This window comes from Streptomyces sp. NPDC020845, from assembly GCF_044334165.1.
GTDB lineage: Bacteria > Actinomycetota > Actinomycetes > Streptomycetales > Streptomycetaceae > Streptomyces.
This window is the reverse complement of sequence record NZ_JBIRSJ010000017.1, coordinates 106,779-127,097: the sequence shown is the minus strand read 5'-3', so window position 1 is coordinate 127,097 and position 20,319 is coordinate 106,779. Positions and strand designations below refer to the sequence as shown.

21 protein-coding genes are annotated in these 20,319 nt (G+C 71.0%); 8 read left to right on the top strand and 13 right to left on the bottom strand.

The genetic code is table 11. The features are described 5' to 3' along the window. Positions 1–25: 25 nt before the first annotated feature. Positions 26–1,456: a glycoside hydrolase gene (locus ACH4U7_RS39170; RefSeq protein ID WP_398532536.1), complete on the bottom strand. Its 1,431-nt coding sequence runs from the start codon at positions 1,454–1,456 to the stop codon at positions 26–28. Positions 1,457–1,640: 184 nt separating this feature from the next. Between ACH4U7_RS39170 and ACH4U7_RS39165 the strand changes: the two genes are divergently transcribed. Beyond that, positions 1,641–2,648 (top strand): arabinan endo-1,5-alpha-L-arabinosidase, encoded by a 1,008-nt coding sequence (locus ACH4U7_RS39165; RefSeq protein WP_398532535.1) that lies wholly within the window; start codon positions 1,641–1,643, stop codon positions 2,646–2,648. 152 nt (positions 2,649–2,800) lie between these two features. Continuing rightward, complete coding sequence (locus tag ACH4U7_RS39160; protein ID WP_398532534.1) at positions 2,801–3,784, top strand: teichoic acid biosynthesis protein C; 984 nt, start codon at positions 2,801–2,803, stop codon at positions 3,782–3,784. Positions 3,785–3,792: 8 nt separating this feature from the next. On the opposite strand, the gene ACH4U7_RS39155 is transcribed toward ACH4U7_RS39160, so the two are convergent. Then, positions 3,793–4,779 (bottom strand): helix-turn-helix domain-containing protein, encoded by a 987-nt coding sequence (locus tag ACH4U7_RS39155; RefSeq protein ID WP_398532533.1) that lies wholly within the window; start codon positions 4,777–4,779, stop codon positions 3,793–3,795. Positions 4,780–4,930: 151 nt separating this feature from the next. On the opposite strand from ACH4U7_RS39155, the gene ACH4U7_RS39150 reads away from it, so the two are divergent. Together ACH4U7_RS39150 and ACH4U7_RS39145 are read left to right on the top strand one after the other, a co-directional pair. After that, positions 4,931–5,179 (top strand): hypothetical protein, encoded by a 249-nt coding sequence (locus tag ACH4U7_RS39150; RefSeq protein ID WP_398532532.1) that lies wholly within the window; start codon positions 4,931–4,933, stop codon positions 5,177–5,179. A gap of 76 nt (positions 5,180–5,255) precedes the next feature. After that, the gene (locus ACH4U7_RS39145) at positions 5,256–5,624 is read left to right on the top strand and encodes a hypothetical protein (protein WP_398532531.1); all 369 of its coding nucleotides are present in this window, start codon (positions 5,256–5,258) and stop codon (positions 5,622–5,624) included. Positions 5,625–5,654: 30 nt separating this feature from the next. Here ACH4U7_RS39145 and ACH4U7_RS39140 read toward each other — a convergent pair whose 3' ends face one another. The 4 genes from ACH4U7_RS39140 to ACH4U7_RS39125 all read right to left on the bottom strand — a co-directional run bounded on the left by ACH4U7_RS39140 (position 5,655) and on the right by ACH4U7_RS39125 (position 8,682). After that, a complete protein-coding gene (locus ACH4U7_RS39140; protein ID WP_398532530.1) occupies positions 5,655–6,161 on the bottom strand; it encodes a DinB family protein in 507 nt (168 codons plus the stop codon). Between the two features lie 61 nt (positions 6,162–6,222). Continuing rightward, positions 6,223–6,732: a hypothetical protein gene (locus tag ACH4U7_RS39135; RefSeq protein WP_398532529.1), complete on the bottom strand. Its 510-nt coding sequence runs from the start codon at positions 6,730–6,732 to the stop codon at positions 6,223–6,225. Positions 6,733–6,790: 58 nt separating this feature from the next. Continuing rightward, positions 6,791–8,125, bottom strand: coding sequence for a carotenoid oxygenase family protein (locus ACH4U7_RS39130; protein WP_398532528.1), 1,335 nt, complete (start codon positions 8,123–8,125; stop codon positions 6,791–6,793). Beyond that, positions 8,125–8,682 (bottom strand): hypothetical protein, encoded by a 558-nt coding sequence (locus tag ACH4U7_RS39125; RefSeq protein ID WP_398532527.1) that lies wholly within the window; start codon positions 8,680–8,682, stop codon positions 8,125–8,127. The genes ACH4U7_RS39130 and ACH4U7_RS39125 overlap by 1 nt, the downstream gene beginning before the upstream one ends. Positions 8,683–8,772: 90 nt before the next feature. Here ACH4U7_RS39125 and ACH4U7_RS39120 point away from each other — a divergent pair, with 90 nt between their 5' ends. Continuing rightward, positions 8,773–9,285 (top strand): PadR family transcriptional regulator, encoded by a 513-nt coding sequence (locus tag ACH4U7_RS39120; RefSeq protein ID WP_398532526.1) that lies wholly within the window; start codon positions 8,773–8,775, stop codon positions 9,283–9,285. Positions 9,286–9,348: 63 nt separating this feature from the next. On the opposite strand, the gene ACH4U7_RS39115 is transcribed toward ACH4U7_RS39120, so the two are convergent. Beyond that, a complete protein-coding gene (locus ACH4U7_RS39115; RefSeq protein WP_398532525.1) occupies positions 9,349–9,987 on the bottom strand; it encodes a TetR/AcrR family transcriptional regulator in 639 nt (212 codons plus the stop codon). Between the two features lie 89 nt (positions 9,988–10,076). On the opposite strand from ACH4U7_RS39115, the gene ACH4U7_RS39110 reads away from it, so the two are divergent. After that, a complete protein-coding gene (locus ACH4U7_RS39110; protein WP_398532524.1) occupies positions 10,077–10,793 on the top strand; it encodes a carboxymuconolactone decarboxylase family protein in 717 nt (238 codons plus the stop codon). 369 nt (positions 10,794–11,162) lie between these two features. Beyond that, positions 11,163–12,713: an alpha-N-arabinofuranosidase gene (locus ACH4U7_RS39105; RefSeq protein WP_398532523.1), complete on the top strand. Its 1,551-nt coding sequence runs from the start codon at positions 11,163–11,165 to the stop codon at positions 12,711–12,713. Here the strand turns inward: ACH4U7_RS39105 and ACH4U7_RS39100 are convergent. Continuing rightward, entirely contained in the window at positions 12,697–13,311 is a 615-nt protein-coding gene (locus ACH4U7_RS39100) for a DsbA family protein (RefSeq protein WP_398532522.1), read from the bottom strand. The two genes, ACH4U7_RS39105 and ACH4U7_RS39100, sit on opposite strands and share 17 nt — an antisense overlap. 113 nt (positions 13,312–13,424) lie before the next feature. Between ACH4U7_RS39100 and ACH4U7_RS39095 the strand changes: the two genes are divergently transcribed. After that, positions 13,425–14,453 carry a helix-turn-helix transcriptional regulator gene (locus ACH4U7_RS39095; RefSeq protein WP_398532521.1) on the top strand — a complete coding sequence of 343 codons (1,029 nt, stop codon included), beginning with the start codon at positions 13,425–13,427 and terminating at the stop codon, positions 14,451–14,453. 58 nt (positions 14,454–14,511) lie between these two features. On the opposite strand, the gene ACH4U7_RS39090 is transcribed toward ACH4U7_RS39095, so the two are convergent. The 5 genes from ACH4U7_RS39090 to ACH4U7_RS39070 all read right to left on the bottom strand — a co-directional run bounded on the left by ACH4U7_RS39090 (position 14,512) and on the right by ACH4U7_RS39070 (position 20,210). Then, positions 14,512–15,918, bottom strand: coding sequence for a GntP family transporter (locus tag ACH4U7_RS39090; RefSeq protein ID WP_398532520.1), 1,407 nt, complete (start codon positions 15,916–15,918; stop codon positions 14,512–14,514). Further along, a complete protein-coding gene (locus ACH4U7_RS39085) occupies positions 15,915–16,850 on the bottom strand; it encodes an NAD(P)-dependent oxidoreductase (protein WP_398532519.1) in 936 nt (311 codons plus the stop codon). Before ACH4U7_RS39085 ends, ACH4U7_RS39090 begins: the two co-directional genes overlap by 4 nt. A 183-nt stretch (positions 16,851–17,033) precedes the next feature. Then, complete coding sequence (locus tag ACH4U7_RS39080; protein WP_398532518.1) at positions 17,034–17,903, bottom strand: ketose-bisphosphate aldolase; 870 nt, start codon at positions 17,901–17,903, stop codon at positions 17,034–17,036. After that, a complete protein-coding gene (locus ACH4U7_RS39075; RefSeq protein ID WP_398532517.1) occupies positions 17,900–19,345 on the bottom strand; it encodes a four-carbon acid sugar kinase family protein in 1,446 nt (481 codons plus the stop codon). Before ACH4U7_RS39075 ends, ACH4U7_RS39080 begins: the two co-directional genes overlap by 4 nt. A 151-nt stretch (positions 19,346–19,496) precedes the next feature. Beyond that, positions 19,497–20,210, bottom strand: coding sequence for a FadR/GntR family transcriptional regulator (locus tag ACH4U7_RS39070; RefSeq protein ID WP_398532516.1), 714 nt, complete (start codon positions 20,208–20,210; stop codon positions 19,497–19,499). Positions 20,211–20,319: the final 109 nt, after the last annotated feature.

Genomic DNA, 20,319 nt, shown 5'->3' with positions numbered 1-20,319 from the left:
GGCAGGGCTCGCGGCGTCGCGGACCCTACCGCCGGCCGGTCCAGCTCCCCAGCACCACCGTGGTCAGCGACCGCGCCGGCAGCTCGACCCCCAGCTTTCCGCCTCGGACGTCCACCGCGCCGACCCGGCTCAGCGAATGCGTCTCGTCCGTGCGGTACACCGATCCGCGCGCGGAGCCCCCCGCACCGCCGCCCGTCAGCGCGTAGTCCGCCCGCACCGCGTCCGTCCCCGTGTTGAGGATTTCCAGCACCCGCTTCCCGTCCTGGTTGCGGAACGCCGTGATCTTGACGCCCGACGCCTCGGTCGACGCGGCCACCCGCACCGCCCCCGGCCGGATGAACCTGCTGTACGCGCCCAGGGCCCACAGCCGCTTGGAGACGTGGTAGTCCGCCCCGTCCAGCTGGATCAGCCCGCGCGTGGCCCCGATCGAGGCGCCGAACCAATACACATACGCGCTGGCGCGGGCGTCCGCGAGCGTGGTGTGGATCGCCTCGGCGACGGCCAGTCCGTCGTAGCCGGAGCCGTCGTCCCACGCCTCGTTCCAGGTCGCGCCGTTCGGGCTCCACTCGGACATCCAGGTGCGGCGGTCGGTCGGCAGCGGCTGGTCGGAGGGGGTGACGTACGGATGGCCGGTGTGCACCCCGACCAACGCCGCGGCCTGCGGATCCGCCTCGATCGCCGCGCTGAACGCCGCCTGCTGGTCCCATCCGGCGGCGTCACAGCACACCAGATTGAGCCCGGCCCGCCGCACGGTCGGCCCGAGCGCCTTGACCGTCTCCACCGCCTGCTCGGGCGTGAACTGCATGGACGCATACGAGGTGGAGAGATCCGGCTCGTTGGTGAAGCCGACGTCGGTGATGCGGACGCCCTCCTGACGGTAGAACTTCGCGTACTGGACGAGGGAGTTGGCGTACGCCTGCCGCCACTCGGGCTTGAGCCTTCCGCCGTTCGCGTCCGTGCCGTTGGTCTTCATATAGCCGGGCGCGCTCCAGGCGTCGGCATAGAAGCGCTTGACGCCGTACGCCTTCGCCTCCTTCGCCAGCCACACCTGGCCGCCGTCGTCGCCGTCCCACTCGTAGCGCGGTGCGGCATCGGGGCCGCCCGGGTCGGTCGGCTGGATCGACTTCATATGGTCGTACACCTCGTCCGAGGACGAGCCGACGCCCAGCCGCAGAATGCTCAGACCGGCCCCGGACTTCCGGTCCAGCAGCAGGTCCAGGACCTCCCGCTGGTGTTCGGGGGTCAGCCCGCGCGCGCCGTGCATGATGTCGGCGCGCTGGAAGGCCTGCGAGAAGCCGAAGCCGTCGATGGGCTGGAGGCGTTGGCCGAAGTCCACCCGGCCGGCGGTCCCCGCCGCGGCGCCGTCCCCGGCATGGGCCTTTGGCGCGGTCGCGGCCGTGCCCAGGAGGGCGACGGCCAGTGCGCCCGTCACAGCGGCGCGCATCACCTTGATCACAAGAGCGTCCTTTCCCCTGCCTCCGAAAAACTTCCGGAACGTCACCGAAACGTTCGAGGGAACGTAGAGGCGGCTGAGAGGCGAGTCAATCCCCTGGGAAGAGGGAGGTGTTGAGGCCGGCCATCGCGTCGAGTACCGCCATGTGTTTCGGAGGGGCACCGAAAACATTCCGAAGGAGAGCCGAATGATCCACGCCAAGTCCGCGCGCACGCGCCCGGGCGGCCGCGCCCGCAGGGGCCGACGACTCGCCGTCCTGGCGGCCGCCACGGCCTTCGCCCTGTTGCCGACCAGCGCCTCCGCCTACCCCAATCCGGGCCGGGTGACGGGTGACATCGTCGTGCACGACCCCACCATGATCCGTGCGAGCGACGGCACCTACCTGCTGTACTCCACCCACGGCGGTCTGGAGGCCCGCACCTCCACCGACCGGATCGCGTTCAGCCGCTCGGGGAACGCCTTCAACACCCCGCCGTCATGGTGGAAGAACTACTCCTCGAGCAATGACCCCTGGGCGCCCGATATCTCGTACCAGGGCGGCAAGTACCTGATGTACTACGCCGTCTCGTCCTTCGGGTCCAGCAACTCCGCGATCGGATTCGCCACCTCGTCCAGCGGCAAGGCGGGCACCTGGACCGACTACGGCATCGTGCACTCCACCACCAGCAGCAGCAACTACAACGCCATCGACCCCAACCTCTTCGTCGACGGCGACGGCAAGTGGTGGCTGTCCTTCGGCTCGTGGTGGTCGGGGCTGAAGATGATCCGCATCGACCCGTCCACGGGCAAGCAGTACTCCGGCGACAAGACCGTCTACAGCATCGCCTCCCGGCCCACCGGCACCAAGGCCGTCGAGGCGCCCACGGTCGTCAAGCGCAACGGCTACTACTACCTGTTCGCCTCGTACGACACCTGCTGCGCGGGCGCCAGCTCCACGTACAAGATCAAGGTCGGCCGCGCCACCAGCCCCACCGGGCCGTACCTCGACAAGAACGGGGTCAACATGATGAACAACGGCGGCTCGGTGGTGCTGGAGTCCCACGGGCGCTACATCGGCCCCGGCGGGCAGTCGGTCATCAGCGATGTCGACGGTGACCTGCTCGTCTACCACTACTACGACGGCCAGGACAACGGGACCCCGAAGCTCGGCGTCAACCTCCTGAGCTGGAGCGGGGGTTGGCCGACCGCGTACTGATCATGATCTGACATGAACCTGACGGTTCGAGGAGGTGTACCAAGGGCAAATCTGGAGACGGATCACGAAGAACCTACGCGCGTAGCGCCCCCGCCCCTCGGCGACGAGAGACGGGGGCGCTACGGCACATCACCGACAGAAAGCAGAGATCCATGACGCAAGACCGCACCTGGAACAGACGCCGGTTACTGATGCTCGGCGGCGGCGCCGCGGCGGGCGCCGCGCTCGGCCTGGGCGCCAAGGTGGCCACCGCGAGCGAGTCAGCCCCCACAGCCGTACCGACGTCCTCGCGCTTCGATCTGACCCAGCCCTCGTACGACCTCTTCCGCCATGCGCGGCTGCACGACGCGAGGGTCCAGCAGTCGTTCTGCTTCGACAACGTCAACCGGCGCCTGTTCGTGGCCCAGCTCAAAGACGGCTCCGCCGACAGCAGCGGCGATCTGTGCATCACCCAGCTGGACTTCTCCGGCAATGAGCTCGGCTATATGTATCTGCTCGGATTCGGACACGCCGTGTCCATCGGCGCGCAGGCGGTGGGCAGCAGCACCTATCTGTGGACCGAAGTGGACGTCAACAGCGGCGCCCGCGGCAAACGACTGGCCCGCTTCCGCTGGAGCAGTGGGACGACCCTCTCCAACACCTCCTCCGCCCTGACCAAGCACTCGCCCGTCTCCGACGCGACGGAGACCACCTGCGCGATCGACCCGGTGAACAACCGGATGGCGATCCGCTATCTGAACACCGCGGGCAGCAGGCGGTACGCGATCTTCAACGTGAACGAGGTCGCGGCCGGCAACTACACCAACCGCCTCGCGGACTTCGCCCAGCCCAGCGACTCCGCCACCTTCCAGGGCTATACGCTCTACGGCTCCTACGTCTACCAGCTGACCGGCACCGCCTACAGCGACACCAACCCGTCCCCCGGCAACGCCTACACCTCCAGCGTCAACGTCAACACGGGCGCTCTCACCCAGCGGGCCTTCACCGGCGCGGGCTCCACGCTGACCTACCGCGAACCCGAAGGCATGGGGGTGTACCGGACGGCCGCGGGGGAGGTCCGGCTCTTCCTGGGCTTCGCCTCCGGTGAGGCGGGCGACCGCCGCAGCAACATCTTCTACAAGAACGTCCTCGTCTGAGCCGAGGCTCAGCGGGCCGGGCGCCCGCCCAGCGTCTCGTACCGGTAGTCGCTGGGCGGAAGCCCGTATGCGGCGCGGAAGGCGCGGGTGAAGGCCGCGTGGTGGGGGAACCCCCAGCGGGCGGCTATGCGATGGACGGGGACCGCGCGCTGCGCGGGGTCGGCCAGCTCGCGGCGGGCGCGGTCCAGCCGCTGGCGGCGGATCCATGCGGAGACCGTGGTGCCCTGGTGCCGGAAGAGCCGGTGCAGATAACTGACCGAGATGTGGTGCGCGGCGGCGACGGCGCTCGGCGTCAGCTCGGGATCGCCCAGATGCTGGCGGATGAAGGCCTGGACGCGCAGCGACAGGGTGCGCTGGTGGGTCTCCGGCGGAAGCGCGGCGTCGAGGTCGAGCTGGTGGGCCAGCACCGCGGACACCAGGTCGACCAGGACGGCCTCCAGACGGGCGCCGTCGGACGGCCCCCAGGAGCCGGCGTCGTCGGTGAGGCGGGTCAGGAATCCGGCCAGCAGCGCGCCCACACCCTCCTGTGCCGACAGCCGCCGGGTGACCAGCTGGTCGACCCGGTCCAGGGGCAGCGGCAGAAGCCTCTTGGGGATCTCCAGCCCCACCGCCCTGGCGCGGTCCGGGGCCAGCACATGGACCTCGTACGGCCGCGAGGAGTCGACGATGTGCATATCGTGCGGTCCGAGGCTGCCCTCCTGGCCGGCCTGGACAGTCCCCTTGGCGCCCACGAGCGCATAGGTGAGGTGGTAGACCTCCGGGTCGCACTGCCGGATCTGCCTGGCGGTGCGCCGCATGCGCATGGGGCGCATGCCCGCGGGCCATACGTGGGCGCCGCCGAGCCGCAGAATGCGGATCTCGGCCCAGTAGTCGTCGGCGTGGTCACTGCTGACTTCCGCGGGCGCGGCCGCTTTGGTCTTGGTCAGGACCTCACGCCATAACTCGAACCGATCCGCCACGGGCACGGCATCGGTCCGGAATACGGTTTCGATCATCGCTTCTCCCCCTGTCAACCACAAGGTCACCATTCCGAAGGTAAAGGGTCGGTAAACCCTGTATGGGGAACCTGCTGCCTGGGCTGCCGGCGTAGTTCCGGGCGCTTCGGGTACCTGAGAGGGGTCCGTCCGCCGACGAAGGGAACCGGCAGTGACTGACCGACGACTGGAAGCCCCCGGGGACCACATCGGCGCCGTACCGCGGGACCTGCCCGACCAGCAGGCGCACGACGGCCCTGACCCCCTGGACGCGGGCAGCCCCCCGGCCCGGTGCGGCCCGTCCGACGACCCCGACGACGTGCCTGATCTGGACGAGTCCGGCACCGGGCGGCGGGGGAGCCCCCGGAAGTCCGGGAGCCCGCGCCCGGACCATCCGATTCCGGACGAGCCATCCGGGTGAAACCTCACAAAAGCTGCGAACATGAAAGGTAGGCAACCGCTCAAACCGCTCAGCGAAAGCGAAGAAGGTGCCCGCCATGGCCAGCGTGGAATGGCACGCCGAGTACGTAATGGTGAACCTCACCGGCATCTCGCGGGACGACGCCGACGTGGTCTTCGACGTACTGCACCGGTGCTACCGCTCCGACGATGCCTACGCCGGTCTGCCGGAGCATCCGCTCGAAGGACACCCCATGGTGTGGACCTCGACCTTCGAGGTGACCCCGACCCACCCGGAGCCCGAGCCCACCGCACTGACCGCGCCCATCACGGCCGATCTGCAGGGCTGCCCGTGTCAGGTGGAGCTGATGCGCGAGGTCCTGGCCCGCGCCTTCGCCATCGAGGACCATGGCAAGGTGCCGGGCGACCAGGAGCGCGAGGTGGAGCTCCGGCTGGTGAGCCGGTAGGACGCGCGGTACGAGGGCGGAGGCGGCGCCTCAGACCCCGACGGTGCCGTCGACGCCCTCGCGCAGAAAGTCGGCGTGGCCGTTGTGCCGCCCGTACTCCAGGATCATGTGGAGCATCACCGTGCGCAGCGATACGTCCTGCCCCCACCGCTCGGCGTGGACCGTCACCTCCAGCGATTCGGCCGCCGCCTCGATCCGCCGTGCGTGCTCCACCTCCGCCTGCCAGGCATCGAACGCCTCAGCCCGCGTGGCCTCCCGCGCGTCGTAGGCCGCCTGGAAGTCGAACGAGTCCGACCAGACGAGCGGGATGTCCTCGCCGCCCAGCACCCGGCGGAACCAGTTGCGCTCCACCTCGGCCATGTGCCGCACCAGCCCGAGCAGTGAGAGCGTCGAGGGCGGCATCGACTGACGCCGCAGCTCCTCGTCGGACAGGCCGTCGCACTTCTTGGCGAGGGTCGCCCGGTGGAAGTCGAGGAAGCCGCGCAGTGTCTCGCGTTCGTCCGCAGTGGTGGGTACGCGGGGGCGTTCGGTGGTCATGGGTGGGTCCCTTTCGTACGGGTTGATGCTCGCTCGTATGGGCTGATGCTCGCGGAGGCTTTCAGTCCAGCTCGACGAACCGGCTCGCCCACGTCTTGAACTGTTCGTCGTGCTCCTTCAGCCCGGCCTTGAGCGCGTCGATGTCCTCCGGCGGCCGCAGCCCGAAGGTCTCGTTCAGCCAGGTGAGGTAGTCCTGGTGGCCGTCGGTGTGCTGCTCGACGAGGTCGGGGTTCAAGGTCTCGTCGTCGATGGTCAGAAGCTGGAACAACTCCAGCAGGTTTCGGGCGACGACGTCGAGGTCTCCGTCGTCGCCGACGAAGACGACGGGCAGGGTGGCGAGGTCGGCCCGATCGTCACAGAGCCACAGGGCGTAGTGGGAACCGGAGCGGGTGGCCCGCGCGAAGGGGATGAAGGGGGCCAGGAACTCCGGATCCTCCGACCAGGTGTCCAGACCGGCGTCCACGCCGTACTCGCATAGTTCGAACCCCGCCGAGTACCAGACCTGACCGATCCGGTCACTGAACTCCTTGAGCAGGTTCAGTTCCGGGATGGGTGAGTGGACGTCACTCAATTCGATCCCCCCGTGCCTCAGTTGCCGCGACAGACGCTCTATGGCCGAGGCAAGTGAATCATGGGGTCGTCGGGTGGCGGTCGTCGAGCCAATTGCCGTGGAAGCCGAACGGCACCCGGGCCGGCAGATGGACGGTGGCGACCGGATCCGAGGCGAGGTCGTCCGCGTCCAGGATGACCAGGTCGCTGCGGTCGGTGGCCGCGTCATGGACGTACGTCATGAGCCAGCCGGGCCCGCCGGCCACGTCGTCGGCGGGGGCGAAGGCCGCCTCGCCGGGGGTGCGGCCGGGGCCGAAGTCGTGTGCGGTCGTGGCCCCGGTGGCCAGGTCGTACCGCACCAGTGAGCTGTCGCAGGTCATATGCCCGTACACGGAGGCGAGCCCGGCCAGCCGGTCGTCGATCCGGGGGAACTCGCCCGGCCGGTCGTCGCACTGCTCCTCGCGGACCGTCCCGGCCGCCGGGTCGATCGTCCACTTCCACAGGACCGCGTTCTGGGGCGGGGTGATGCCGTGGTCGGTCCGCCGCCAGATCTCCGGGTAGCGCATCACATGCATCACGAGGGTGCCGTCCGGCGCGTCGTAGGCGTTGAAGGAGTGGAAGACGTAGCACGGGCCGATGTCGAACCATCGCACCGCGCCGTGCGGATCGTCGCGGCGCAGCACGCCCAGCCGGGCGCCGTATCCGTCGTCCCAGCTGTACGGCATGGTGCCACCGGACATGGCGAGTTCGGGGTCGAAGACGACGGGCAGGTCCATGAAGACGATGTGCCCGGCGGTCAGGGCGAAGTCGTGCAGCATGGTCGGGCCCGGCACCTCGATGGGCCTGCTGATGACCAGTTCGCCCGTGGCGTCGGCCCGGTGGTAGGTGAGGTGGGTGGACTCCAGCATCCCGTAGCCGAAGAAGTGCAGCTCTCCGGTGGTCGGGCAGGTCTTCGGGTGGGCGGTCATGGCGGTGTGCAGCCTGCCGCCGAAGTCGTAGGGGCCCTGAGTGTCCAGGTCGCGGGTGAGCTCGTAGGGCAGGGTCGTCTCGGACAGGGCCAGGGTGCGGCCGGCGTGCCGTACGACGTGGGTGTTGGCGGGGCCCGCGGCGAGGTCGCGGTGGCCCTGCTCGTCGTAGATCCGCGCCCCGCCGGTGAGGCTGCGGGTACGCACCCAGCGATTGCGGTACGAGACGGCCCGCCCGGCCTCCAGCCGCAGCCCGTGGATCATCCCGTCGCCGAAGAACCAGTGTCCGGAGGCGGCGTCGGCCGGGTTCGGCCCGTTGCGCAGATACCAGCCGGCCAGCTCGGGCGGGATCGTGCCGGTCACCGGCAGGTCGTGGGTGGTGAGTTCTTCGGCGACCGGGGCGTAGTTCCCGGAGAGGTGTCGCGGGGTCATCGGGTCGGGCGGGGTCATCAGGCCGGCTGCCCGGCCTTGGCCTGGACGTGGGCGACGTAGCGGATGGTGAAGACCATCGGGACGGCGAAGCCGGCGATCTGGACGAGCGTGGCGGGGGTCGAGTGACCGTGTCCGGTGTGCGCCTCGAAGGCGAGCGCGAGGGCGGTCAGGACGAAGGCCGCGGTCCATACGGCGGTGATGACGACGTTGACCCGGATGAACGGCTTGAGGGCCCAGAGCTCGCGCGGGGTGGTGCGCTTGGCGATGCCCAGGGTGAACGGCTTGCCGATGGCCAGCGAGGCCCCGGCGATGACCGCCAGCGTGCCCGAGGAGAGGGCCGCGGAGTAGTCGTGCACGTTCGAGTCGTGGTCGGTGAACGCGACGACGGCCAGGGCGGCGAAGAAGACCGCCGAGCCCAGCTCGATGATCAGCGCGTCGAGCCCGACCCCGGCCCGTACCTGCTGGCCGATCAGCGCCACCGCGACCACCAGCGCGGCCAGCGCGCCCCACTGCCAGCTCCCGGAGGGCAGTACGGCGAAGACGATCCACGGCAGAAACGTACGCAGGTAGGACATGGTCACTCCGTTTCGAGGTCCCTCTTCTGACATGTCAAAAGTAGAAGGTCCAGCTGAGACATGTCAATCCTGGAAGGTAGAGTTGGGGGCATGAGCCTTCGACACGCACTGCTCGGCCTCCTCTCGGAGCGCCCCGCCAGCGGATACGACCTGCTCAAGCGGTTCGAGACCTCGCTGGCCACCGTCTGGCCCGCGACCCAGAGCCAGATCTATACGGAGCTGACCAAACTGGCGGCCGGCGGACTGATCGCGGTGGCCGCCGAGGGGCCACGCGGCCGCAAGGAATACGCCATCGCCGATGAGGGGCTGGCCGAGCTGCGGCACTGGCTGACGGAGACTGAACCACAGCGGAACACCCGCAGCGACATTCTGCTGCGGGTGTTCTTCCTGGGGGTGCTCAAGCCCGAGCAGGCGCGCGCATACCTGACCGGGCTCGTCGAGATGTCCGAGCGGGATCACGAGGAGCTGCGCCGGCTGGCGGAGTCCATCGACTGGGGCGACGACGATCTGTCGGTCTACGGCCGGATCGCGCTGGAGTACGGCCTGCGGTTCAACGCCATGCGCCGCGAATGGGCCGAGTGGGCGGCCGGGCAGATCAAATAGGGATCAGCGGCTCACGGCCCGGGGCCTTGCGCTGCGCCGAGCCATTTCGCACACCACGCCGCGTCACCCCTCTGCGGGCGGAACGCCAACCAGTTTCACCAGGAACCGGTCCACCTGTTCCTCCAGTGGGGGCCAGGGCAGCTCGGGCTGGTTGACGCGTAGCGAGACCGCGCCGTGGACGGCTGTGCGCAGATCCAGGGAGATGGTTTCCGCGTCGCCGCATGGCGCCAGCCCGGCGTCCATGCAGCGGCGGATCGCCGCGGTCGTGCGCTTGGCCATCTCCTCCTTGAAGGACATGTCCGTGCGCCGGTTGAGCGTGCTCTCGTGCAGCACCTTGTACAGCCCCGGATTCTCGCGCGACCACGCGCCGAGCACCGCCGTTCGGGCGCGCAGTGCGGCCACCGGGTCGGCGGCGCCCGACTCCGCGTCGTCCACCGCGCGCAACAGGTCCGCATAGCAGTGCTCCAGTGCGGCCAGCACCAGCGCGTCGCGGTCGGCGAAGTGGATGTAGACGGAGGTCGCGGCGATGCCCACCTCGCGGGCGACCGCCCGCAGCGACAGCGCCTGGTCGTCGGCGAGTTCGTCCAGCAGCCGCAGCGCCGCGTCGACGATCTCGGCGCGCAGCCGCTCGCCCTGGCCACGCGGGTTGCGGCCGCGCGGCGCAGTGCGGGCGGTCGTTCGGGCCGGAGTGGTCGCATCCATGGTCAGCCATTGTATTGGGAACACCTGTAGGACTACAGTCGTAGCCTTACTGTCGTAGCCCTACGGGTGTTCGCTTAAGGGGAGTCACCATGACGCTGCCGACCCAGACCACGGTCAAGGAACTCGACCCGGTGTTCGCGGAAATGGCCACCGTAAGCTTCCAACTCACCGGTCCAGGAACGCAGCTGACCCCGCGCGAGCGCACTCTTCTCAACCTCGTGGCCGACGTCTGCGAGCAGGTTCTCGGGATGCCGTTCGAACTGCATGTGCGGGCCGCCCTGGACAACGGCCTCGACGCCGATGACCTACGCGAGCTGTTCCGTTTCATCTCCTACGACAGCGGCTACCCGGCGGCGCTGGCCGCCTTGGAGCGACTGGCCGAGGTCGAGCGCAAGCACGGCCTGCCCGGGCCGACAGGCAAGGGCCACCACGTGAACGCGGACGGCACGGGCAGTCCCCTCCCCGCGGCGATGCGCGCCGAGGTGCGTGCCCTCGACCCTGGCTTCGCCGACTACATGGACCTGCAGTCGCGGATGCGCGCCGGCATGTCCCGGATCAGCGTCCGCGAGCGGGCGTTCGCCACCATGACGGTGGACGTCCTCTACCAGACCCTCCAGGAGAGCTTCCGTGCCCACGTCGGCCGCGCACTGAGCGCGGGAGCGACGCCCGACGAGGTCCGCGCCGCCGTCCGCGCCACCGCAACGTTCGGGATGACCCGGACCTGGCGCGCCCTGAACGTTCTCGACGCGCTGCTCGCCGACCGGGAGGAGGGGCGGCAGGGAAAGCGGTCGGCCGGGGACGCCTGACCGCCTGGCTTCCGCCCGAGGGCGGCGCCGAACTGCCGGGGTCCCCGAGGCCACCGGGGACTTCCCGCTCGACACCACCCGGGCGGCGCTGAGGTTCAGGATCCCGAGTCACCGTTGAAGGTCATGTACAGCGCCTCGTCCGGGCCGACGACGAGGAGCCGTCGGGCGTCCTCGTACACGTCGATCGAGTGGTCGTCGGTCCGCCAGAACCCGCGTCTCTCGCGCGCCTCCGACAGTCGGGACGGGCACTTCCGGGCCGCACGAGGCGTTGACGCGTGGGGAACGGAGATCTTACCGTCTCGTTCGAAGTCGCGATCGGTATCCGAGATATCGGACAAGCGCGCGCCAGCGCAGGAGAGAGACGCCGCAATGCAGCCGACGACCCCCAGCAACCGCACCGCCGCCGACACCCCCGCTCCCGCCCCGCCGGCCCGCTTCACCCTCGACCCCGCCTTCGCCGTGGGCGACGTCGACCCGCGTATGTTCGGGTCGTTCGTCGAGCACCTGGGCCGCTGCGTCTACACCGGCATCTACGAACCCGGCCACCCCACCGCCGACGAGGCCGGTCTGCGCACCGACGTCCTGGAGCTGATCCGCGAGCTGGGGGTCACCGTCATCCGCTACCCGGGCGGCAACTTCGTCTCCGGCTACAAATGGGAGGACGGCGTCGGCCCCGTCGACGAGCGCCCGCGCCGACTCGACCTGGCCTGGCGGTCGACCGAGACCAACCGCTTCGGCCTCGGCGAGTACATCGACTTCCTCCGCAAGGTCGACGGCGAGCCGATGATGGCCCTCAACCTCGGCACGCGTGGCGTCGCCGAGGCGCTGGAGCTGCAGGAATACGCCAACCACCCGTCGGGCACCGCCCTGTCCGACCGCCGTGCCGTACACGGCGACAAGGACCCGTACAACATCCGGCTGTGGTGCCTGGGCAACGAGATGGACGGCCCTTGGCAGACCGGTCACAAGACGGCCGAGGAGTACGGGCGGCTGGCCGCCGAAACCGCCCGCGCGATGCGGCAGATCGACCCGGACGTGCAACTGGTGGCCTGCGGCAGCTCCTCGCAGTCCATGCCGACCTTCGCCGAGTGGGAGGCGACGGTCTTGCAGGAGGCTTACGACCTCGTCGACTACATCTCCCTGCACGCCTACTACGAAGAGCTCGACGGCGACCGCGACTCCTTCCTCGCCTCGGCCGTCGACATGGAGTCCTTCATCGAGAACGTGGTCGCCACCTGCGACCACGTGGGCGCCCGGCTCAAGTCCAAGAAGAAGATCAACCTCTCCTTCGACGAGTGGAACGTCTGGTACCTGACCCGCTTCCACGGCGCCGAGCCGCCCAACTGGGACGAGGCCCCCCGGCTCCTGGAGGACAACTACTCCGTCACCGACGCCGTCGTCTTCGGCTCACTGCTCATCGCGCTGCTGCGCCACGCCGACCGGGTCACCGTCGCCTGCCTCGCCCAACTCGTCAACGTCATCGCGCCGATCATGACCGAGCCGGGCGGCCCGGCCTGGAAGCAGACCACCTTCTTCCCGTTCGCGCAGGCGTCGCGTCACGGGCGCGGGCAGGTCCTACAGGTCAACGTCGACAGCCCGACGCACGAGACGGCCAAGTACGGCGAGGTGCCGCTGCTGCACGCCACCGCCGTCGCGGACGAGGAGACCGGTGAGGTCACCGTCTTCGCCGTCAACCGCGACCAGACGCGGCCGCTGCCGCTGGAGGTGGACCTGCACGGCCTGTCCGTATCCCGGATCGTCGAACACAGCGTCCTCGCGGACGCCGACCCCGAGGCCCGCAACACCCTGGCCGAGCCCGAGCGCGTCACCCCGCACGCCGCGACCGGCACGGCCCTGGACGGCGGGGTGCTGCGGGCCACGCTGGAGCCGATGTCCTGGAACGTCATCCGGCTGGCGTGAGCGGGGCGGTCAGCGCCGCGCGGTAGGCGTCCTCCGGCTGCGCGCCTTCGAGGACGGTCCCGTCCTCGAAGGCGACGTACGGTACGGCGTCGACCTGGACGCCGAGCGCGCGTACGCGGTCCAGTTCGGCGCGCAGCGCGGCCGTCTCGTCGGCGTCGGTGGCGGCCACCACTCCGGTCTCGGCGGCCAGCCGGGCCAGGGTGGTGCGGTCGGAGATCAGCAGCCCGTCCGTGAAGTACGCGCGGAACAGCCGCTCCGCCATCCGCTCCCCGAGCCCCTGTGCGGACGCGCGGGCGACCAGCCGGTGAGCCTCGAAGGTGTTGGTGAACAGGGCGCGTTCGAAGTGCAGCTCGAGACCGTCCGCCACGCCGAAGGAGGTGTCGGAGGCGACCTGCTGGACGAACGCCTCGCCCCGGGTCCGCCTCCACACCTCGAACAACGGCTCGCCACCGGCGGAGGGCGCGTCGGGCTCGGCTTGGAAGGGGCGGATGGTCAACTCGGCCTCGCCGTCGGCAGCGCGGGTGAGGCGGGTGAAGCCGAGGTAGCAACGGACACAGGCGAGGTCCAGGGCGATCTCAACGCGGCGTTTGGTTCGCATGCCCATCAGCCTCGGCGCGGCGCGAGGGAACAGGAAGGGCAAGCCTCGTCCTGGTAAAAGCGGTACCAGGCTGGGCGCGGGACGCCCACGGCCCCCGGCCGGATACTGAACCGATGAGCGGAACAGGGAGCGGCGGCGGGAACACCGGCAGCCTGGCCGGGGACGACGGACACCCGGACGGGAACACCGGACGCTCGGGCGGGAACACCGGACGCCCGGGCGGGAACACCGGACGCCCGGGCGGGAACACTGGACACCCGGACGGGGACACCGGACGCCCGGGCGGGGGCGATGCGGCCGGCGACCTCGCGGGCGCGCTGCGCCGCTGGCGCGACCGGCTGGACCCGGCGACGGTCGGCCTGCCGGCCGGACGGGTGCGCCGTGCGCCGGGGCTGCGGCGCCAGGAACTGGCCCAGCTCGCGGGGATGTCCGTCGACTACGTCATCCGTCTCGAACAGGGCCGCGCGACCTCCCCGTCCCCCCAGATCCTCACCGCCCTCGCCCGGGCCCTACGGCTGTCCGAACCGGAACGCCGCCACCTGTTTCTCCTCGCGGGCCGGCCCGCGCCCACCACCGACCGCATCTCGTCCCACCTCACCCCCGGCGTCCAGCGCATGCTCGACCAGATGCGGGCCACCCCGGTCGGGGTGTACGACGCGGCGTGGACCCTGATCGCCTGGAACCAGCTGTACGCCGCGCTGCACGGCGACCCCTCCGGGCGCTCGGAGCGCGAGCGCAACGTCCTGTGGCGCCACTTCACCGGGCGCCCCGACCGTGTGACCCACACCCCCGAACAACAGGCCCGCTTCGAAACCGCCACTGTCGCCGACCTGCGCTCCGCGACCGCCCACTACCCCGCCGACCGGCCCTTGCGCACCCTCGTCGCCGACCTGCGCCGCGCCAGCGACCACTTCGCCCGGCTCTGGGACTCGCACGCGGTGGGCAGCCACACCATGGACACCAAGACCGTCCACCACCCCGACGTCGGCCCGCCCGTCCTCGACTGCGACGTCCTCAACGCCCCCGGCAGTGACCTTCACGTCGTCATCCACACCGCCGCCCCGGGCACGGATGCGGCGGACAAGCTGAGCCTGCTCGCGGTGATCGGTACGCAGACGATGACGGGAAACGCGTGTGCCTGACCCCCGTCGGGGCCAGGCACACGCGGTCGGTCTCGCTGCCGTCTTGCTGCGGTATCCGCTAAACGACCAGCCAGAGCAGACTCGTCAGCAGGAAGCCCGCCACGCCCATCGCCGTCGTCAGGACGGTCCAGGTGCGCAGGCCGTCGCCGACCTCGAGGCCGACCAGACGGGTGAACATCCAGTAGCCGGCGTCGTTGATGTGCGAGACCGACAGGCCGCCCGCGCCCATCGCCAGGCAGACCAGGGCCAGTTGCTGCGGGGACAGGTCGGTGCGCTGGAGCAGCGGGGTGATCAGGCCGGCCGTGGTGACCAGGGCCACCGTGGTGGAGCCCTGTACCGCGCGCAGCAGCATCGTCATCGCGAAGGCCAGGGCCAGCAGCGGCAGGCCCGTACGGTCCAGGACGTCGGCCACGGCGTCGCCGATGCCGGTCTTCACCAGCACCTTGCCGAAGACACCGCCCGCGCCCGCCACCAGGATCACCATGGCCACGCCCGGCAGCGCCGAGCCCATGACCTCGGAGATACGGGCGCTCGACCAGCCGCGCCGGGCGCCCAGGAAGTACGCGGCGAGCGCCGCCGCGACAAGCAGGGCGACCATCGGGGCGCCCAGAACGGTGAGGACGGCGCGGAGGGTGGAGCCCTCGGAGAGGAAGTTGGTGCCGATGGTGCCGAGGAGGATCAGGACGATCGGGGTGACGATCAGGGACACCACCATGCCGAAGGACGGCGGGTTCTCCGCGCCCTCGACCGGGCCCGCGACGGCGCCCTTGGGCGCGGGCTCGGCCCCCGATTCGGCCTCGGACCCGTCCCCTTCGCCGAACACCTTCGCGTACACATCCGCCGTCATCGGGTACTCGCGGCGCGTCATCCGCTTGGCGAGCAGATAGCCCAGCAGGATCACGACCGCCGTCACCGGAATGCCGAACAGCAGCACCCAGCCCTGGTCGGCCCCGATCGTCGTGGCCGCCGCCACCGCGCCCGGGTGGGGCGGCAGGAAGGCGTGCACGGTGAGCATCGCCGCGCCCATGGGCAGGGCGTACACCAGCAGCGGCTTGCGCGACGCGCGGGCCACGCCGTATGCGATCGGCATCAGGATGATCAGGCCGACCTCGAAGAACACCGGGATGCCGAGCAGAAATCCGGCCGCGGTGAGCGCGAGCGGGGTGCGGCGTTCGCCGAAGCGGTCCATGAGCGAGTGTGCCAAGGACGCGGCGCCGCCGGACAGTTCGATGATGCGGCCGATCATCGCGCCGAGGGCGATGATCGTGGCTATGTGGCCGAGCGTCGAGCCCATGCCCTCTTCGATGGTGGCCACCAGCTCCGCGGCCGGGACGCCCGCCGTGAGCGCCACACCGATGGACACCACGACCAGGGCGACGAAGGGCTGGATCTTCGCCTTGATGATCATGAGTAGCAGGAGGGCCACGCCCGCCGCCGCCACCGTCAGAAGCGCGCCGTGGCTCATCGGCCTTCTCCTCTCGGGGACAGGACGGTCACGATGGAGGAGTCGTCGCGGGCCGCGAGCCCGGCCCGCTCGCCCAGCAGATACAGCTGCTCGGCCGCGGAGGCCAGCGGCACCGGCACATGCGCGTTCTTCGCGATGCCGGTCACGATGCCCATGTCCTTGACGAAGATGTCGAGGCGGGAGCGGACCTCGACGGAGTCCGCGCCGCCATCCCCGTACGCCTGCGCCATACGCGGACCGCGGTCGGCGAACATGAACGAGCCCGCCGCGCCCTGGCTCAGGCTGTCGATCACGGTCTGCGGGTCGAGGCCGAGGCCGCGCGCGAGGGCCACGGCCTCGGCGGCGGCGGCGATGTGTACGCCCGCGAGCAGCTGGTTGATGGCCTTCAGGGCCTGGCCGTCGCCGGGCTTGTCGCCGATGACCGTCAGGGTGGAGGCGAGCCGGTCCAGCACCGGGTGGGCGACCTCGAGGGCGGCCGGCTCCGCGCCGACCACGATCAGCAGATCGCCGTTTCCGGCGCGGGTCGGGCCGCCGCTGACCGGGGCGTCCACGAGCCGTACGTCCTTGCCCCGCTCGGCGAGCGCGGCGGCGGTCGAACGGGCGGCCTCCGGGCCGACGGTGCTGGTGAGCACCACCACGGCCCCGGCCTTCAGCGTCTCGGCGGCGCCCGACTCGCCGAACAGCGCGCCGTCGACCTGGGCCTGGTCGCGTACGGCCAGCACGACGACGTCGGCGTCGCGGGCCGCGTCGGCGGGGGTGGCGGCCTCGGTGGCCCCGTGGCCGACGGCGAGCGCGCGGCGCTCGGCCGCGATGTCGAACACGGCCACCGGGAACGTCCCGGCCAGCCGCTGCGCCATGGGCAGCCCCATGGCGCCCAGGCCGATGACGGCGGTCCGGGGTGTGGATGTTGCTGGGGAAGCGGATGTGGACATGCGGGTTCCTTGGGAGGGAGGGGGAGGGGACGAGAAAAAGGCATGAGAGGGCACGGCGGGGCTGTCGCCGCTGGCGGACACCCGCGCCCAGCGGTGACCGGGGGAGGGGGATCCGTGAGGAGGGGGCGCCCGGGCCGGCGCGGGTCGCGCGCGGCCCTGGCTACGTTGCGGAGGGGGGAGGGGTTACGTCGGCTGCGTCGTCGAGGGGGGCGGCGACAGCTTCTGCGTGATCCGGAGCGCTGTCGCCGCGACCGCATCCCGCCCCTCGGCCCACGTCGACACCACGTCCGAGCCGGGCAGCGCCCCGGGCAGCGCCGAGGACACCGCCTCCAAGTACGCCCGCCGCAGCTCCGCGTTGACGTTCACCTTCGCCACGCCGCGCCGTACCGCCCCGAGCAGCTGCTCCTCGGGCAGCCCGCTCGCGCCGTGCAGTACGAGAGGTACGGGGACGGCATCGCGGATGCGCGCCAGGCGGTCCAGATCGAGTCGTACGGGCTCGGCCGTGAAGCCGTGGACGTTCCCGACCGCGACCGCCAGCGCGTCCACGCCCGTCGCGGCCACGAACTCCGCGGCCTGCTCCGGGTCGGTCATGGAGCCGCCGGCCGCGCGGGCGTCGGTCGAGACGTCCTCGTCGCCCGCCAGCGCGCCCAGTTCGGCCTCGACCCAGACGCCCGCGGCGTGCGCGCGCTCGACGGCCTTGCGGGTGAGCGCGACGTTCTCCGCGAAGGGGAGGTGTGAGCCGTCGACCATGACGGAGGTGTAGCCCGCCTCGACGCAGGCCGTGATCTCCTCCAGGTCCCGGCTGTGGTCCAGATGCACGCCGAGCGCGGCGTCCGAGCGCCGGGCGGCGTCGAGGGCGAGGGCCATCAGAGCCGCGCGGCCCGCGTGTTTGAAGGCGCTCGATCCGGCCTGGAGCAGCACCGGCCGGCCGGCGGCCTCGGCCGCGGCGACGATGCCCTGGACGGTCTCGAGGTTGTAGGCGACGAAGCCCGGTATCGCCCGGCCCTCGCGGGCGGCGGCGGTCAGGGCGTCGGTTCCATGCAGCAGCATCATCGGCTCCGGAGCAGGTCGATCGCGTCGGCGAGGGCGTTGTCGTCACCGACGTTGCCGGCGAAGACGATGTACGGAATGCCGACGCTGGGGCCGGACTCGGGCTCCCACAGCGAGACGATGCCGGGGAGCAGCGTGCCGCGCGCCCAGGCCCGGCGGATCTCCAGGCCCTCGGTCGCGATATCGCTGGAGGTGATGCCGCCCTTGGCGACGACGAACGCGGGCCGCCGCTCGGCGGTGATCGCCCGTACGGTCTCGACCAGCGCGGCGGACACGTTGCGGGCGATGGCGAGCGAGTCGTCCGCGTCGGTGCCGGTGACGAGCGAGCGGGTGGTGCGCACCACGACCTCGCTCTCCTCCAGCGCCCGGGCGCAGGCCCGGGCCACCTCGGAGATGTGCGCGGCGCGGCGCTCCTCGTCGAGCAGGGCGTGGACGTCGAGTTCGAACTCGGCGATCCCGCCGCGCTCGCGCAGCCGGTCCAGCTGGCGGGTGGTGAGCCCGACGTGCGAGCCGACGGCGATCAGGCCGTGGCCCTGGACGTGGCCGTGACCGTGACCCTGGCCTGCCGGGGCCGCCGCGTCCCGCCCCGCCCGGAGCTCCTCCGCGGTCAGCGGGGCGCGGGCGGCCTGGCCCGCGCGGGCCCGTACGAAGGAGGGGCCGCAGCGGTACAGCAGCCGGGTGCCGGTGGCCTCCGCCGTGGCCGAGGCGAGGGCGAGGACGCGCAGATCGTCGTCGGTCAGGGCGTCCGCGACGGCCGTCCGGCCCTCGCGCAGCGAGCCCAGCAGCCCGGCCACGTGCTGGGGGCCGCGCACCCGCAGGTCCTCCAGGGTGATGCGCAGCACGTCGGCCGCGGCCACCCGGCCGCCCGTCTTCTCCTCGATCCACTCCGGGAGGCGGGAGTTGGCGTAGCCGAACGTGGCGTCGCGCGCGAACTCGCTCTGCCCGACCGGCAGCATCCCCTCCGCCGTACGCATCCAGTGGACCGAGTCGGCGGTGAGCCGCCCGGCCTCGATGTACGCGGGGACGAGGACGACACCGTCCACGGGCACCTCGTCGGCCAGGACGTCCGTCTCCAGCGGGAAGTGTCCGCGCAGCGTGGAGTCGCTGCGGCTGGCCAGTACGTAGCCGATGCCCTCGGCGGCCGACGCCTGCGCCAGGGCGCGGACGACCTCGCGGTTGCGGGCGGCGGCGGCGTCCGGGGCGAGGCTGCGGGTGTTGGTGAGCACGAAGAAGGCCGTGCTGTCCTGGCGCAGCGCCCAGCGCAGGTCCTCGACCGTCCAGGTGGTGAGGACGGGCACATCGGCCACGGTCTGTGTGCCGGTCGGGTCGTCGTCGAGAACGACCAGGCGGCGGTCCGCGGCGAGCGCGGCGGTCACCTCGGCGGGGGTCACTTCGCGGGGCGGGGGCAGCTCGTGCGCCTCGGGGAAGTGGAGGGTCTGGGACATGGGTGGATCTACTTTCGTGCGTTCCGGGCAGGCCGGGAGTGTCCGGGCAGGCTGGGGTGTCCGGGCAGGCCGGGGCCGTGGTTTGGCGCCCTCTGGTGTGACGGTCAGGGTGCGCCCGGAAAGTGGTACTCAGGGGCGGGACAGAGTGGGCTCAGGCGTCCGGTTGCTCGGCGACCCGCATGACATGCGTACGCAGATCGTCCGTCGTCTGCGCCATGTGGTCGTCCATCGCGCGCCGGGCCTTCTCCGGATCCGCCGCGCGCAGCGCCTCCAGGACGGCCTCGTGGTGCTGGATGGCGTTCGTACGGATCTGGGGCACGGCCGAGGTCTGCCGCCGGCCCTCGACGAGCAGCCTGCCGAAGGGTTCGAAGAGCAGCGGTACGAAGGCGTTGCCGGAGGCCCGCATCACCACGTCGTGGAAGGCGATGTCCGCCTCGACGAACTGCTCGGTGTCCCCGGCCCGCGCGGCGGTCCGCATCTCCTCCAGCAGCTCGTCGAGTTGCGCCAGGTCGTCGTCCGAGCGCCGGGTGGCGGCCAGCTGGGCCGCCCCGACCTCGATCATCCGCCGTGCCTCGATCAGCTTCTCGGAGACCGCACCGCCGGTCCGGGGCCCGGCGGCCGCGGCGCGGATCATCGGTTCGAGCGCGGTCCACTGGTCGGGCGTGTTGACGTAGGTGCCCCGGCCGCGGTGGATGCGGACGATGTTCTGCGCCCGCAGAACCTTGATCGCCTCGCGGAGCGTCAGCCGGCTGGCCTCGTGCTGCTCGGCCAGCACGGCCTCCGGGGGGAGCGCGGTGCCGGGCGGGTAGTGGCCGTCGATGATCGCGGACAGCAGTCGCTCGGCGATGTCGTCGGACAGCGGCATTGCTGTCGACCTCCTTGCCGTGTGCATCAGACATCAGACATCTGATGTCTCAGCGAAGGTAGGCAGGGTTTCGACCGTCGTCAACCCCCTGCGGCGAAAAAGACGGCCC